At 69.0% G+C, this 14,335-nt stretch carries 15 protein-coding genes; 7 read left to right on the forward strand and 8 right to left on the reverse strand.

The genetic code is table 11. The features are described 5' to 3' along the window. Position 1 precedes the first annotated feature (1 nt). From EV137_RS15675 to EV137_RS15705, 7 genes are read right to left on the reverse strand one after another with little or no spacing between them, the layout of a single operon-like run. Positions 2 to 397: a type II toxin-antitoxin system VapC family toxin gene (locus tag EV137_RS15675; RefSeq protein ID WP_134011934.1), complete on the reverse strand. Its 396-nt coding sequence runs from the start codon at positions 395 to 397 to the stop codon at positions 2 to 4. Next, positions 397 to 630: a ribbon-helix-helix protein, CopG family gene (locus EV137_RS15680; RefSeq protein WP_134129790.1), complete on the reverse strand. Its 234-nt coding sequence runs from the start codon at positions 628 to 630 to the stop codon at positions 397 to 399. Before EV137_RS15680 ends, EV137_RS15675 begins: the two co-directional genes overlap by 1 nt. A 25-nt stretch (positions 631 to 655) precedes the next feature. Continuing rightward, positions 656 to 1,828, reverse strand: a complete 1,173-nt coding sequence (locus tag EV137_RS15685) for an MFS transporter (RefSeq protein ID WP_134129791.1) — start codon at positions 1,826 to 1,828, stop codon at positions 656 to 658. Beyond that, complete coding sequence (locus EV137_RS15690) at positions 1,825 to 2,847, reverse strand: DNA polymerase III subunit beta family protein (protein WP_134129792.1); 1,023 nt, start codon at positions 2,845 to 2,847, stop codon at positions 1,825 to 1,827. Before EV137_RS15690 ends, EV137_RS15685 begins: the two co-directional genes overlap by 4 nt. A 34-nt stretch (positions 2,848 to 2,881) precedes the next feature. Beyond that, positions 2,882 to 3,400: an AAA family ATPase gene (locus EV137_RS15695; RefSeq protein WP_238175352.1), complete on the reverse strand. Its 519-nt coding sequence runs from the start codon at positions 3,398 to 3,400 to the stop codon at positions 2,882 to 2,884. Positions 3,401 to 3,415: 15 nt separating this feature from the next. After that, complete coding sequence (locus EV137_RS15700; RefSeq protein ID WP_134129793.1) at positions 3,416 to 4,567, reverse strand: anhydro-N-acetylmuramic acid kinase; 1,152 nt, start codon at positions 4,565 to 4,567, stop codon at positions 3,416 to 3,418. Position 4,568: 1 nt separating this feature from the next. Continuing rightward, positions 4,569 to 5,855 (reverse strand): MFS transporter, encoded by a 1,287-nt coding sequence (locus EV137_RS15705; protein WP_134129794.1) that lies wholly within the window; start codon positions 5,853 to 5,855, stop codon positions 4,569 to 4,571. Positions 5,856 to 6,008: 153 nt separating this feature from the next. Here EV137_RS15705 and EV137_RS15710 point away from each other — a divergent pair, with 153 nt between their 5' ends. The 3 genes from EV137_RS15710 to EV137_RS15720 all read left to right on the forward strand — a co-directional run bounded on the left by EV137_RS15710 (position 6,009) and on the right by EV137_RS15720 (position 8,399). Then, positions 6,009 to 6,506 carry a SigE family RNA polymerase sigma factor gene (locus tag EV137_RS15710; RefSeq protein ID WP_134011922.1) on the forward strand — a complete coding sequence of 166 codons (498 nt, stop codon included), beginning with the start codon at positions 6,009 to 6,011 and terminating at the stop codon, positions 6,504 to 6,506. Beyond that, a complete protein-coding gene (locus EV137_RS15715) occupies positions 6,503 to 7,303 on the forward strand; it encodes a hypothetical protein (protein WP_134129795.1) in 801 nt (266 codons plus the stop codon). The genes EV137_RS15710 and EV137_RS15715 overlap by 4 nt, the downstream gene beginning before the upstream one ends. Before the next feature lie 154 nt (positions 7,304 to 7,457). Continuing rightward, entirely contained in the window at positions 7,458 to 8,399 is a 942-nt protein-coding gene (locus tag EV137_RS15720; RefSeq protein ID WP_134129796.1) for an endo-beta-N-acetylglucosaminidase H, read from the forward strand. Here EV137_RS15720 and EV137_RS15725 read toward each other — a convergent pair. Next, positions 8,371 to 8,880 (reverse strand): histidine phosphatase family protein, encoded by a 510-nt coding sequence (locus tag EV137_RS15725; RefSeq protein ID WP_134129797.1) that lies wholly within the window; start codon positions 8,878 to 8,880, stop codon positions 8,371 to 8,373. The two genes, EV137_RS15720 and EV137_RS15725, sit on opposite strands and share 29 nt — an antisense overlap. A gap of 81 nt (positions 8,881 to 8,961) precedes the next feature. Here EV137_RS15725 and EV137_RS15730 point away from each other — a divergent pair, with 81 nt between their 5' ends. The 4 genes from EV137_RS15730 to EV137_RS15745 all read left to right on the forward strand — a co-directional run bounded on the left by EV137_RS15730 (position 8,962) and on the right by EV137_RS15745 (position 14,227). Next, positions 8,962 to 10,821 carry an acyl-CoA dehydrogenase gene (locus tag EV137_RS15730; protein WP_134130807.1) on the forward strand — a complete coding sequence of 620 codons (1,860 nt, stop codon included), beginning with the start codon at positions 8,962 to 8,964 and terminating at the stop codon, positions 10,819 to 10,821. Between the two features lie 333 nt (positions 10,822 to 11,154). Continuing rightward, positions 11,155 to 12,369 carry a hypothetical protein gene (locus tag EV137_RS15735; protein ID WP_134129798.1) on the forward strand — a complete coding sequence of 405 codons (1,215 nt, stop codon included), beginning with the start codon at positions 11,155 to 11,157 and terminating at the stop codon, positions 12,367 to 12,369. After that, the gene (locus EV137_RS15740; RefSeq protein WP_134129799.1) at positions 12,366 to 13,010 is read left to right on the forward strand and encodes a hypothetical protein; all 645 of its coding nucleotides are present in this window, start codon (positions 12,366 to 12,368) and stop codon (positions 13,008 to 13,010) included. The genes EV137_RS15735 and EV137_RS15740 overlap by 4 nt, the downstream gene beginning before the upstream one ends. Continuing rightward, the gene (locus EV137_RS15745; protein WP_134129800.1) at positions 13,007 to 14,227 is read left to right on the forward strand and encodes a hypothetical protein; all 1,221 of its coding nucleotides are present in this window, start codon (positions 13,007 to 13,009) and stop codon (positions 14,225 to 14,227) included. Before EV137_RS15740 ends, EV137_RS15745 begins: the two co-directional genes overlap by 4 nt. Positions 14,228 to 14,335 lie beyond the last annotated feature (108 nt).

Consider the following 14,335-nt stretch of genomic DNA (forward strand, 5'->3'; position numbering starts at 1 on the left):
GTCAATGGCTCGCGGGGGCGTCGACGGTCAGTCCGGCGATTCGGGCCGCGTCGGCCAGGCGCTTGTCGTAGGTGACGAACGACGTGAGCGGCTGGACGCGCAACGCGGTCGCGAGATGGATGGCGTCCAGGCTCCGCACCGTCGCCGGCCGCACGGTCTGCGCAAGGATCCGGGCACCGGCATCCAGCTCGAGGAGGTCGATCAGGTCGAGCACGCGGGGCAGCCGCGAGACCGCCTCCGGAACATGCCGCGCGAGGGCGCGGAACGACTCGATCTCCGCGAGCACCGAACTCACCCACCCCACCTCCGCCCGCTCATCGAGCCACTGACGCAGGGCGTGCGACTCGGACTCGGCATGTACCAGTTTCACGATCGCGGCCGAATCGAGGTAGATCATCAGCGCTCGCCGTCCCGCTCCCGGGAGAGTTCGGCACCGACGTCGATCCCGTCCGGATCACCGATGTGCATTCGCAGTACTTCGCGACGCATCGCCGCCGCCCGCTCGTGGCGGACCGCGGCTTCGAGGACGGCCCGCCTGATGACCGCCGACCGCGAGCTGCCGTCGCGTGTCAGCACGTCCAGCGCATGCTCGGTCTCCGCGTCGGTGCGAATCGTGATGGTGTCAGCCATGACACCAATTGTAAGACGAATCGTCTTACAAGGCCACAAGGCGGTCGGATGGTTTGAGTTTGAGGAGGATCAGGCCGGCTAGGGCTGTTGTGGTGGCGGTGAGGGTTAGGGATTGGTGGATGGGAAGGGTGGCCAGGAGGTTCGTCGAGGCGATCAGGGGGACGGTTTGGGCCAGGGAGAGGAGGGATTGGAGGCGGGTCAGGTGGGATCGTGGTGTGCTGCGGACGAAGAGGGGAGCTAGGTGTGAGGTGAACAGGCCGATGCCTACGCCTTGTGTGAGGGTTGCGCCGATGGCGGCTGGGACCGAAGGGGCTAGGGCTAGGCCGGCGATTCCGAGTGCGGCGAGTAGGCAGCCGAGGCCGCCGGTCAGTTCGGCTCGGGTGAAGGTGCCGAAGCGTGCGACGAGGACTGTGACCAGCAGTCCGCCGGCGACGTTGCCCGCCACCACGAAGCCTGCCTGCTTGGCTTCCCAGCCGTTTGAGCGGGCGAGTAGCGGGACGCAGAGGGACGTGACCGGTAGTACGAAGGCTGCGACCAGCGCGACGACCGCGAGGATCATCCGTAGTACGGGATCGCGGACAGCCACGCGGAGTCCGTCCACCGCGTCGCGGACCACCGAGGGGCGGACGCGCTGCGGTGTCACGTCGTACGGCGGTCTGAGCATCAGGAGGACCGCGAACTGGACGGCGAACGTCAGGCCGTCGAGGGTGAGTGCCCCGACCAGCCCGACCGTCGCGACGAGGAGACCGCTGATCGGTCCGCCGGCGAGGGTGATGAGCTGGGTGGCCGACGTACGCAACGCCATTGCCTTGGGCAACTGATCTTCGGGCACGAACAGCCGCGGGAGTACGCCGGCGGCCGGTAGTGCGAAGGCGTCGACGGTGCCGACGACGACCGATGTGGCCAGCAGCAGGCCGGCCGAGACTCCGCGGATCCCGACAGCGACGGCCAGCAAGAAGCAGCACGAGCCGACGATCGCGGTGCAGGCGAGCAGCAGGCGGCGTGGACCGATGCGGTCACCGAGTACGCCGCCGAGTAGGAGGAGTACGGCGCGGGGCAGGGTGAACCCCGTCAGCACCAGCGCGGCGACCCGCGGGCCGATGCCCGTCGCGGCCCAGCCGAGCGCGAAGAACAGCGCGGTGTCGCCGAGAACCGAGAGTGTCGAACCTGCCAGCCAGCCGTAGTACGACCGGTTCACCCGTCCAGCCGGACGGGCATGACGAGGGTGGTGAACGTGCCCTGGTCGGCCGACCGTACGACGACCGGTCGCGCCGGCTCACAGATCTCGAGCAGCACGTCCGGCCCGACACTCGCCTCGAGCGCGGCCGCCAGCAGGCTTGCGGTGAACCCGATCCGCACCGAACCGGTCCCGATCGCGTCGAGCTTCACCTCGTCGCCGATCCGCAGACTCTGCTGATCGATGTCTAAGGCAACGACGTCGCGGCCCGCCAGCACGTCCAGCAAACGCAGGCGATCGACTACTACGCGGCACGCCGGCGGCGTCAGGCCGTCGAGGATCTGACCGTACGCCGGATACTCCGCATCAACCGTCTGCAGTTCACGCGACTCGTCTCCTCGCACCAGTGTCAGACCGCCGTTCACCTCTACCCGTACGACGTCCCCCGCTGCAGCCCACCTACTTACCTGAGCCAGCTCGTCGGCGCGTACCAGCAACCGCGCCGCCACCCCGCCGAACTCCACCGGCCGCACGGTCCGCACCGCCAGCCGATACCGATCCGTCGCAACAAACGTAACCTCGTCCGGCCCCAGTTCAATCAGCACACAGCTCAACACCAGCCCCAGGTCCTCCTCCCCCGGTGGGGCTGCGGTGGGGGTTACTTGGCGGATGGCGCTGGCTAGTTCGGGGCCGCCTAGGAGGGCGGTGGTTTTTTGGGAGAGGAGGTTGGTGAGGAGGCGGGTTGCGGCTGTGCGGGTGGCGGTGGATTTCGCTTCCAGGGTGCGGAGGTGGGCGCGGACCAGGTCGGCGACCTCCGACGGAGAAGCGTCCAGGGCGAGGCGGACGTCGGGGAGTGGGAGGTCGATCTCGCGGAGGTCGCGGAGTAACTGGGCCCGCGGTTGTTGCGACTTGTCGTAGTACCGGTAGCCGTTCGTCGCGTCGACCTCGGCGGGTGGGAGCAGACCGCAGTCGTCGTAGAACCGCAGCGCACTCGGCGCCAGTCCCACCAGCCGTGCGAACTCACTGATCGTCAGCCTCATGGGCCCGACCTTCATCCCTGCACCAACTCGAAGGTCAACTCCGGAACCGGCCCCACAGGCTCAGGGTCTTGCCGAAGCGTTCCCCGCGGATCCAGTCCAGGATGCTCCTCGCGACCCGCTCCGGCGAGACGTCCCCGCGCACCGAGCGCGGTACGAGCTTACGGATCTCGGCCGCATCCGCGATCGCCTCGTCGATCTGGGACTCCGGCCAGCCACGGCGCGCCAGCCGCTTCCGCCGTACCGCGTCCGGACAGTCCAGGTGCAGCCACCGGCCCTCGGGCAGCTCGGCCGGCTGCGCCGGGGACAGCAGCAGGACCGGTATGCCGGAGCGCCGGATCAGCTCGGTGATCCGCAGCCACAGCGCGTTGTACGCCGGCCAGATCGGCGCCGCCATCGGACTCGCGATGTCGAGCCCGAGCAGCCGGCCGTCGTCGTCCAGCAGCTCGTCCATGTCCATCACGACCAGGTTCCCAGGATTCAGCCGCACGAGCTCCGGCACGACCGTCGACTTCCCCGACCCAGGTGCCCCAGTCACCACGAACAATCTCGTCACAGGACTAGTGTGCGGTCACTCGAGCAGGAGGCGCACGGGTGGTCGTGCCTCGACTGAGATGGTCGGTAGTCCGCCCAGACCGGGGGTGACCGAGCCGAGGACGCTCGAGTGTCCGGCGCCGGTGCAGCTCGGAACTGTTCCACCGAGGCCGTGGACGGTGAGGAAGCCGAGTACGGCGAATGCGTACGCCTCCTTCGCCGCCGACGGCATCCCCAGCTCGTCGGTGGTCCGGACCGGAACGTCCAACTCGTCCGCCAGCAGATGCATCAGCGCCGGGTTCCGGATCCCGCCACCCGACGCCACCACCTCGGTCCCGCCGTACCGCCGTACGGCGTCGGCCACGGTCCGCGCCGTCAGCGTGGTCACAGTCGCGACCAGGTCCTCCGCCGGGATCACCGGCAGTCCCTCCATCGCCTGGGCCAGGTACGCGAGGTTGAACAGCTCCTTCCCCGTCGACTTCGGCGCCGGCCGCGCGTAGTACGGCTCGGCCAGCAACCGCGCGAGCAACTCGTCATGCACCTGCCCGCGCGTCGCCATCACCCCGTCCGCGTCGAACGGCTGCCCGGTCAGCTCCGTCACGACCGCATCGATCAGCGCATTCGCCGGACCGGTGTCGAAGGCAACCGGTTCGTCCTGGACGACGGTGATGTTCGCGATCCCGCCGAGATTCAGCGCCACAGGTACGCCGGGCCGCCCGCGCAACCACAGCACGTCGAGAATGCTGACCAGCGGCGCCCCCTGCCCACCCGCCGCGACGTCCCGCGCTCGCAGGTCCGACACCACCGGTACGCCGGTCGCCTCCGCGATCCAGGCCGGCTGCCCGAGCTGCAGCGTTCCGCGCACCGCCCCGTTGTCGACCCAGTGGAAGACCGTCTGCCCGTGCGACACGATCAGGTCCGCGTACCCACCGCAGAGCTGCTCGACCGCCTGCCCCGCCACCGCCGCGAACGACTGCCCGATCCCGGTGTCGAGCTTGCACACCTGCTCGACCGAGGTGGACGCCGGCGGCAACGACGCCGCAACGGCCGCTCGCAGCTCGTCCGGATACGGCTGACTCAACATCCCCAACGGCGTCAGCACCAACTCGTCGCCGTCCAGCCGCAGGTCCGCAGCAGCGGCGTCGATCGCGTCGTACGACGTCCCGGACATCAATCCGATGACTCGCATGTCAGTCCCGCAGCTCCCGTCGGTAGTCGTCGCCTCGCAGTGTGAGCAATGCGATCACACTGACGGCACACGTGACCACCACGTACCAGGCCGGAATGTCGACGTTCTTCGTCCGCTTGATCAACTCGGTGATGATCAGCCCGGCCGATCCCGAGAAGACCGCGTTGGACAGCGAGTACGCCAACCCGAGCCCGGTGTAGCGCGCCCGGGTCGGGAACATCTCCGCGAGCATCGCCGGACCCGGGCCCGCCATCAGCCCCACGACGAGCCCGGCCACGAACACCGCGAGCCCCTTGGCGGCGTTGCCCGACTCCTTGTCCTGCAGCAGGTTCATCAAGGGGAACGCCAGTACGACGACCAGCGCCGCGCCGGCCACCATCACCGGCCGCCGCCCGATCCGGTCACTCAACCACCCGGCCGGGAGGATCGAGACCGCGAACCCGGTGTTCGCGAGCACGGTCGCGACCAAGGCCTGCTGGAACGTCGCGTGCAGGGTCGCCTGCAGGTACGACGGCATCACCACAAGGAACGTGTATCCGGCCGCGGACCAGCCCATCAGCCGGCCGATGCCGAGCGCGATCGCCTTGGCCACCTCACCGGCCGGGGCAGGGCGCGGCTGCTCCTGGACCCGTGCGAAGCTCGGCGTCTCGTCCAGTTTGAGCCGCAGCCACAGCGCGACCAGGCCGAGCGGCAGCGCCACCAGGAACGGCACCCGCCAGCCCCAGTCCGACAATGCTTCCTTGCTCAACGTGGTCGCGAGAATCGCCGCTAGTCCGGCTCCCGCGAGCAGGCCGAGTGCGACCGTGAACGACTGCCAGGCGCCGTACAGGCCGCGCTTGGTCCGGGGCGCGAACTCGGTCATGATCGACACGGCGCCGCCGAACTCACCACCCGCCGACAGCCCTTGCAACGCCCGCACCAGCGTCAGTAACCACGGTGCGGCCGCGCCGACACTCGCGTACGTGGGCAGCAGACCGATCAGCGTGGTCGACAGCGTCATCAGCAGCAGCACCAGGATCAGCGTGGGCCGCCGCCCGATCCGGTCACCGACCCGGCCGAAGATCGCGGCGCCGATCGGCCGGAAGAAGAACGCCAGCGCGAACGAGGCGTACGTCTTGATCAAGCTCTCCGCGTCGCTGGTCGCCGTACTGCTGAAGAAGTTCGCCGCGATCACGGTGGCGAAGAAGCCGTAGGCACCGAACTCGTACCACTCGACGAAGTTACCGACCGTCCCGGCGACCAGTGACCGCCTGGTGCGCGCCGTCGTGGCCTGGTCAACAGTGCTCATCGGGTCCTCCTCCAGAAAAGGCCCCCGTAAGTTTCTCCCGCCCCTCCGACTCATCTTCGTGCATAACTTCCCAGGTAGGCGAGCCCGGAGGCAACCTTCCGCGCGCCGCCGGTGTCATTCTCGGTGACAGGCCGACTGACCGAGGAGGGGCGGATGGTCACCCGGGGAGACGATTTCGACGACTTCGTCCGCGGCAGCGCGACCCGGCTGCTGCGCACCGCCGTACTGCTGACCGGCGACCGGGCGGCGGCCGAGGATCTCGTCCAGGAGACGTACGAGCGGATCTACGTCCGCTGGCGGCGGATCCACAGCGCTCCCGAGGCATATGCGCACAAGACCCTTGCGAACCTGACTGCCAACCGCTGGCGCAGCCGGGGACGCAAACCCGAGGTCGCCCTGGCCGACCATGACCGTGCTACCCCGGACGGTTCCGACAACTTCGCCATCCGCGACCAGTTGCTGGCCGCACTGCAGGAGCTGCCGCCGCGGCAGCGCGCCGTCATCGTCCTGCGGTACTACGAGGACCTGACCGAGGCGCAGACCGCCGACGTACTGGGCTGTTCGGTCGGCACGGTCAAGAGCCAGGCCTCGCGAGCCCTCGACCGGCTCCGGCTGATCACTGAACCCACCATCCTGGAGGGACTCCGATGACTGATCTCAAGCAGCGATTGATCGACATCGTCGAGGACGTCGAAGCGCCGTCCGACCTGCTGGACCGCACCCGCCTCGGCGGCACCCGTCGCGTCCGGCGGCGCCGATCCGCCATCCTGACCGGCACGACCTTCGCCGCAGCCGCGCTCGTCGGCGGCGCGGTCGTCGTCCCGGGGCTGCTCGACGGCCGCACGAACGACCAGCCGGCCGCCAGCCCCGCGCCGGTCACGCCGGCCGCCGATGATCCGTACAAGTCGTTGATGCAAGGACTGACCCGGGGCGATCTCGCCGGCGACAAGGCCTACCTCGACAAGGTGCTCGCTACCTGGCGCGGTTCCAGCAGCGGTTTGTTTTCCGTCCGCGACTCCGCCGTCACCGGCGCGCTGCGCGGCGACCCGAAGGTCTACTGGGCGGGGAACACCCCGGCCGGCCGGATCGCGATCGTGGCGCAACACTACGAGGTGCATCCTCGGGGCAACGTCAAGCTGGCCATGGAGGGGGTCTACACCCTCGTCGCCTTCGTTGCCGATGACAACAAAGGTAATCCGTCGGTGCCGGTGGTGCTGTACCCGCTGCCGGCCGGCGGCCGCCTACCCAGCCACGTGGCATCGAAGGGCGGTACGAATGTGCTCGTCACGGCCGACGTCGGCCAGCCGGCCGGCTGGTCCGCGGGTGCCGACGCGAAGGGCCGGCACCAGTACACCCCATTGCATTTCAAAGATGGCGTCAGCGTGCTGGTCCTGCCGGCATCCGTTGACCCCGCCAAGCTCAGCGTCCTGCCGCTGCAGCCCCGGTAGCCCGACCTCTTGACACCGGGTATTCGCCGATCGATGATCGGTGTCGCTATACCGGTTTATCTCTCGTCGCCGTCTGGGTGTTCGGCCAGGCGGCGACGACCACTTAACCGATATAGCGATACCGCCCATCGTTTGACGAGGAGTCGATCAGCTCATGAAGCGAAGGACCCTGTTGTCAGCTCTGGCCGTCGGGACCGCCGCGGCCGCCACCGGTGCCGCGCTGCCCGCCGAGGCCGCCGACAAGCGCCGCCCGCGCGCGAAGACCGGACCGGTCACCGTCGCGTACATCGAGGTCAACGACCACAGCATGCTGAACGCGGGCAAGTACACGCTCGCGAACGGCGGCGCGCAGGTGATCGACGTCGCGGTGATCTTCGCGGCGAACATCAACTACGACGGCACGAAGGCGTACCTGTCCTTCAACCAGCAGGTCCAGAGCGTGCTGGACAACGTCGCCACGCAGGTCCGGCCGCTGCAGCAGAAGGGCATCAAGGTCCTGCTCTCGATCCTCGGCAACCACCAGGGCGCCGGGTTCGCGAACTTCCCGGACCAGGCGTCCGCCGAGGCCTTCGCCCAGGAACTCGCGGACGCGGTCAACCAGTACGGCCTGGACGGCATCGACTTCGACGACGAGTATGCCGAGTACGGCAACAACGGCACCGGCCAGCCGAACGACTTCTCGTTCGTCTACCTGGTCCAGGCGCTCCGCGCGAAGCTTCCGAACAAGCTCATCACGCTCTACGACATCGGCCCGGCCGCGGACCGGCTCACCTACAACGGCCAGAGCATCGTCGACACCTTCGACTACGGCTGGAACCCGTACTACGGCACCTGGGGCGTCCCGTCCGCGCCGAGCGCCAAGTCGCGCGTGTCCCCCGCCGCCGTGTCGTACACCGCCACCAGCTCCTCGACCGCCGCAAGCCTCGCCCAACGCACGGTCAGCGAGGGGTACGGCGTCTTCCTCACGTACAACCTCACCGAGTCCGACACGTCGTCGTACATGAGCGCCTTCACGCAGAAGCTGAAACAACAACGGGATGGTCGGCCAACCGAGCCGGCCATCCCGGTCAGTACTCCCAGCCCGGTTGCCAGTTGACGCCGTCGGCAACCAACTGCTCCATCGGGGCGCGGCTGCCCACGAGGTGTTCGAGGGACCAGCGGTTCGCCGAGTGGGCCACCACGAGCACCACCTGGTCCTCGTACCATCGCTTGAGGTCAGCGAGGAACGAGCGCGTCAGTTCGAGTACGTCGTCGTACGACTGGCCACCGGGAAACGGCGTACCGACGCGCTCGACCCGCGGCTCGAGCGCGTCTCGCGGCGCGCCGTTCAGCTCGCCGTAGTTGCACTCGCGCAGCCGCCAGTCCTGGAAGTGCGACACGGTGAGCCCGGACAGCTCGACGGTCTGCACGGCGCGCCGCAGATCCGAGCTGAACACCACATCGACCTCTCGCCGGCGCTCGCCGAGTTCCCGCGCCTGCTCGCGGCCCGCGGCCGACAGTTCACCCGGCAACCAACCGGTCGCGATCCCGCGTTCGTTGTCGACCGTGGTCGCGTGCGTCTCGTAGATCAACTTCATACCTCACAGTCAATCTCCCTTTGCCCTCATTACCGGCGGGTATATACTTAAGTTACTGGCGAGTAAAGTTGGGGAGTGTCTGTGACTCACTACAAGTCGAATCTGCGGGACATCGAGTTCAACCTGCTCGAGGTGCTGGGCCGGGGCGACGTGCTCGGTCAGGGCCCGTACGCCGATATGGACGTCGACACCGCCCGCGAGGTGCTCGCGGAGATCGACCGGCTGGCCAAGCACGAGCTGGCCGAGTCCTTCGCGGAGGCCGACCGGAACCCGCCGGTCTTCGACCCGGAGGCCCATGAGGTCCGGATGCCGGAGGCGTTCAAGAAGAGCTACCACGCCTACATGGACGCCGAGTGGTTCAAGCTCGAACTGCCGGCCGAGCTGGGCGGTCAGCCGACTCCGCCGTCGCTGCGCTGGGCCGCCGCCGAGCTGGTCCTGGGCGCCAACCCGCCGGTGCACATGTACGCCGCCGGCCCCAACTTCGCGCACGTGCTCTGGCGCAACGGGACCGAGCGGGACAAGAAGATCGCTCACCACATCATCGAGCGCGGCTGGGGCGCCACCATGGTGCTGACCGAGCCGGATGCCGGCTCCGACGTCGGCGCCGGACGGACCAAGGCCACGCTGCAGGACGACGGCTCCTGGCACATCGAGGGCGTCAAGCGGTTCATCACCTCGGGCGAGCACGACATGACCGAGAACATCGTCCACCTGGTGCTGGCCCGTCCGCAGGGCGTCGAGGGCGTCGGCGGTCCCGGGACCAAGGGCCTGAGCCTGTTCGTGGTCCCGAAGTACGACTTCGACCTCGAGACCGGCGAGCTGACCGGTGAGCGCAACGGCGCCTTCGTCACGAACGTCGAGAAGAAGATGGGCATCAAGGTGTCCACCACCTGCGAGATCACCTTCGGCGATGGCGTTCCCGCCAAGGGCTGGCTGCTCGGCGAGGTGCACGACGGCATCGCGCAGATGTTCCAGGTGATCGAGTACGCGCGGATGATGGTCGGCACCAAGGCGATCGCGACGCTGTCGACGGGCTACCTGAACGCGCTCGAGTACGCCAAGGAACGGGTCCAGGGCGCCGACATGACGAACCCGGCCAAGGACGCGCCGCGGGTCACGATCACCCACCACCCCGACGTACGGCGTTCGCTGCTGACGCAGAAGGCGTACGCCGAGGCGCTGCGGGCGCTCGTGCTGTTCACGGCGACGTACCAGGACCGGGCCGAGCAGGCGCGGTACGCCGGTGAGCACGACGACCTCGCCGAGCGGGTCAACGACCTGCTGCTGCCGCTGGTGAAGGGCTACGGCTCGGAGAAGTCCTGGACGCTGCTCGGCACCGAGTCGCTGCAGACGTTCGGCGGCTCCGGCTTCCTGCAGGACTATCCGATCGAGCAGTACGTGCGGGACGCGAAGATCGACACGCTCTACGAGGGCACGACCGCCATCCAGGGCCAGGACCTGTTCTTCCGCAAGATCATCAAGGACCAGGGCAAGGCGCTCGGCCACCTCGCCGAGCAGGTACAGGCGTTCGTCGCCTCCGAGGCCGGCAACGGGCGGCTCAAGGAGGAGCGCGGGCTGCTCGCGAAGGGCCTCGAGGACACCCAGAAGATCCTGGGCATCATGGGGCAGGCCCTCATGGCCGCCAACCCGCAGGCGGAGAACGGCGACCCGCGGAACGTCTACAAGGTCGGCCTGAACACCTCGCGGCTGCTGTTCGTCCTCGGCGACGTGGTCTGCTCGTGGCTGATGCTCCGGCAGGCCGAGGTCGCGCTGGAGAAGCTGGGCGGCGAGCTGTCCCCGGCCGACCAGGACTTCTACACCGGCAAGGTCGCGGCGGCGCAGTGGTTCGTGCGCTCGACGATGCCGTCGGTCCGCGCCGAGCGGATCAAGGCCGAGCTCACCGACCTCGAGGTGATGGACCTTCCGGAGTCGGCCTTCTGATCCCGGACTCCTCCGGCTCGGCCACTTGCGCGGGTCGAGCCGGAGGTTCGGGGCCGAGGGCAAGAATGCTCAGGGCAAGAATTGCTCGGGGCAAGGATGCTCAGGACAAACTCGGGGCATGAAATCGGCTGATCTGCCCCAGGTTGCCCCACGATCTGCCCTGTTGCGGAGCGTGATGGTGTAGCAACGTTTCTGTCCTGAAACACCGTGACCCTGGCTTGGTCTCCCCTGTCCGAGCCAGGGTCGCGCCCAATCTCACCCGGGTGGAACCAGTCGATGTGTGCGCGCGTCCGTGTGAATGTGTCCAGGCTCGGTCGTCGTACGCTGTCCGCGATGCCCGTTCGATTCCTCACCGCCCTGCTCGCGGCAGTCGCGTTCCTCCCCGCCCTACCGGCGCGTGCTGAGACGCCTGAGCCGCCCGACCGGATCGCCGCCGCCTGGCGCACCGATCACCTGTCCGTCGACCCGCGGCTGGCGATCCCCGCGACCGAGTTGGACCGGATCCGCGGCGCGATGCGCACCGCGGGCCTTCCGGTGTACGTCGCGCTGGTGCCGCGCACGCCGTACCTGGCGAAGAAGAGACTCGACTGGCCGACCCTGCTGCACGCGCGGGTCGGTGAACCGGGGCTGTACCTGGTCGCGCTCGTGGACGACAACTACTGGTCGACGAGCGCGGAGCTGTACCGGCAGGGCGGGCTCCGGGGCCGCGACCTGACCAGCGTGCGGGCCGAGGACAAGCAGCGCCTCGACCTCCTCACGGATCGTCCGGCGCCGCAGATCGTCCGCACGATCCAGTATGCGTCGACGGCGTACGACGGTCGCGCGCTGCCGGCTGTCCCAGCCGCCGATCTGGAGCCGGAGCGCCCGCACCGCGGCCTCTCGGTGACCGACAAGTCGGACCGGGCCGCGTATGTCGGCCTGGGTGTCGGCGGGTTCCTCGGGCTGGTGCTGACCCTGGTGATCGCACTGCGGCGTCGTGGCGCGCCGAAGCGTTCGGGATCCAGTCAGCGGGCGGTCGATCCGCGGGACGTGCAGCTCAAGGCGGACGGCAAGATCAAGCAGGCCGAACGGGCCCTCGGGCGACTGGACCGGCGTCGCAACAAGACGACCAAACTGCTGGATCAGCGCGACGACGCGTACCGCCGGCTCGACGCGGCGCGGACGCTGCGCGCGGACCAGCCGGAGGACGTCCTCGCGTCGGCCGGCGCGCTCGTGCTCGCCCGGCAGGCCGAGCGGATCGCCTCCGGCGCGGCCCTCCAGCCACCGTGCTTCTTCGACCCGACGCACAACCCCGGAACGGCGAAGGTCGACTGGTCGGACGAGGTCGAAGTACCTGCCTGCCAGCAGTGCGCCAGCGTCGTACGCCGAGGTGATACGCCGCGCGGTCTGCTGGTGCCGGCCAAGTCCGGGCTGCTCGGTGGCGACCGCAAGGGGGTGCCGTACTGGACGCTCGACCCGGAGGACAGCCCGATGGTCGCGACCGGCTTCGGCGCGCTCTCCGACGACCTGGCCGACCGCATCACCGGCCGGAAGGAGGATGTCCGATGAGACGGCTCGTCCTCTTGCTGACGGCAACAGTTGTGCTGCTGACGGGGACTGCGTCGGCGGCGACCCCGACCGATCCCCGGATCACCGCCGCGGTCGCGGCCTGGGCGCAGGAGAACCTGTACGTCGACCCGGACTTCACGTCGATCGCGGACCGCGAGGCGACGCTGCAGGTGATCTCGAACGCGAAGGTGCCCGTTTTCGTGGCCGTCGTACCGAGCGGCGAATGGTTCCCGGAGAAGGGCGACACCACGCTGCTCGCCGGCCGGCTGGCAGCCGCGAACGGCAAGCCGGGCGTGTACGTCGTGATGGACGGCGACCGGTCGTACGGCGTCGCGCACCAACTCGGTGCGTATGTGCCGACGTGGACCTACGCGGACGGGGACGAGGCGCTGAGCAAGCAGCTCTCGCAGTACCTCGACGGCCTGCGGGAGTCGACGTACAGCACGCCGAAGCCGGCCCGGACCGCGCCGCTGCCGCCCGAGCCGGAGGATTCGGCACCGGTGGAGAAGTTCACCGTCGGCAAGGCGATCGGGAACGGCCTCGGCGGCACCGTGCTCGGCCTGATGGGCGGCGGTCTCCTCGGCGGAATCGTGTTGATCGTGGCGGCGCTGTCCCGCCCACGACGAAAGGGACGCGCGTGAAGGCCCGTTTTCTCCTCACCTGCCTCGCGGCGGCGTTGACGCTGCTCGTCGCGGCTCCGGCCGAGGCCGGTACTGCGCGGACCCCGGCGGAGCGGGCGCAAGAGATCGCGACCGCGTTGAAGAAGGACCCGGTCTACGTCGACCCGGCGTACAAGACGGCGCTGCCCGCGAAGCTGCTGGACGACCTGCGGACGAAGGCGAAGGCCCTCGGGTACCCGGTCTACACCGTCGTCCTGCCGCTGACCCCGAGCGACGAGTTCCAGGGCGAGGAGAGTACGGCACTCACCCTGGTGATGGACGCGCTCCGGCAGCCGGGGCTGTACGTCGTGGTGGACGGCGGCAGCCGCTTCCCGTGGTACGAGGCGCGCGACGTCTCACAGGTCAGCGAGGAGAAGCTGGAGGCGGCGCGGACGCGCGCGCTGGCCGACACGGGGTACGACGCCGGGCCGACCGAGGTGCTGACCCGGATGTACGAGCTGCTCGCCCAACCGGGCATCCCGAAGACCTCGAACCGACCGCAGTCGGGTCGGCCGTCACGGGGCATCTCGGACCCAGGCGGTCACGGGTGGATCGTCGCGCTGTCGATCGTCGGCGGTCTCGTCGTCCTGGTCGGTCTCGGTCTGCTGATCGGGCGCAGCCGGGGTTCGGGGTCCAAGACGTTCCGGATCCCGCCGCACGTGGCCGCGACGGTGGCGGCCGAGCGGCGCCGGCGCCTGACCCAGGAGACGAATGCCGAGCTCACCAGGCTCGGCTCGGAGCTGGCCGCGCTGCCGACCGCCGAAGGCGCAGGGCTTGTCCACCAGCAGGCCGCGCTCGACGACCACGCCGCCGCGTCGAAGGTGCTCGACACGTCGCCCGACCTCGTCGACCTGGTCGGCGCGATGGTGCTGCTCGACAAGGCACGGCGGGAGTACGACGCCGCAGTCGCGGTCGCAGCCGACCGGAAGGTGGACGCCGTACCGGATCTGTGCGCTTTCAACCCGCTGCACGGTCGCTCGTCCGGTCGGCCGACCAAGGTGGAGTCGGACGGCACCACGCTCACGCTGCCGCTGTGCAACGAGTGCCGGCAGGCCCTCAAGCGCCGCTCGGCACCGGCGTCGCTGCCCGGCAAGGACGGCCCGTACTGGTACGAGGACTCGGTCTGGGCGCGGACCTTCTTCGGCACCACCGGCGACGATCTGGCCGCGGCGGTGTCCCGGGGCGAGCTGCATCGGTGAGAGGGCTTCCCTGAGAGCGGTTCAGGGACGCGTCGGGGGATCTGCCGGATCCTGGGGCCCGGCTCCGGAGCCTACTGTCGTTGCGACAACGCGGGTGGGCTCGAGAAG

It is taken from the genome of Kribbella pratensis, from assembly GCF_004366075.1.
GTDB classification, from domain to species: Bacteria; Actinomycetota; Actinomycetes; order Propionibacteriales; family Kribbellaceae; genus Kribbella; species Kribbella pratensis.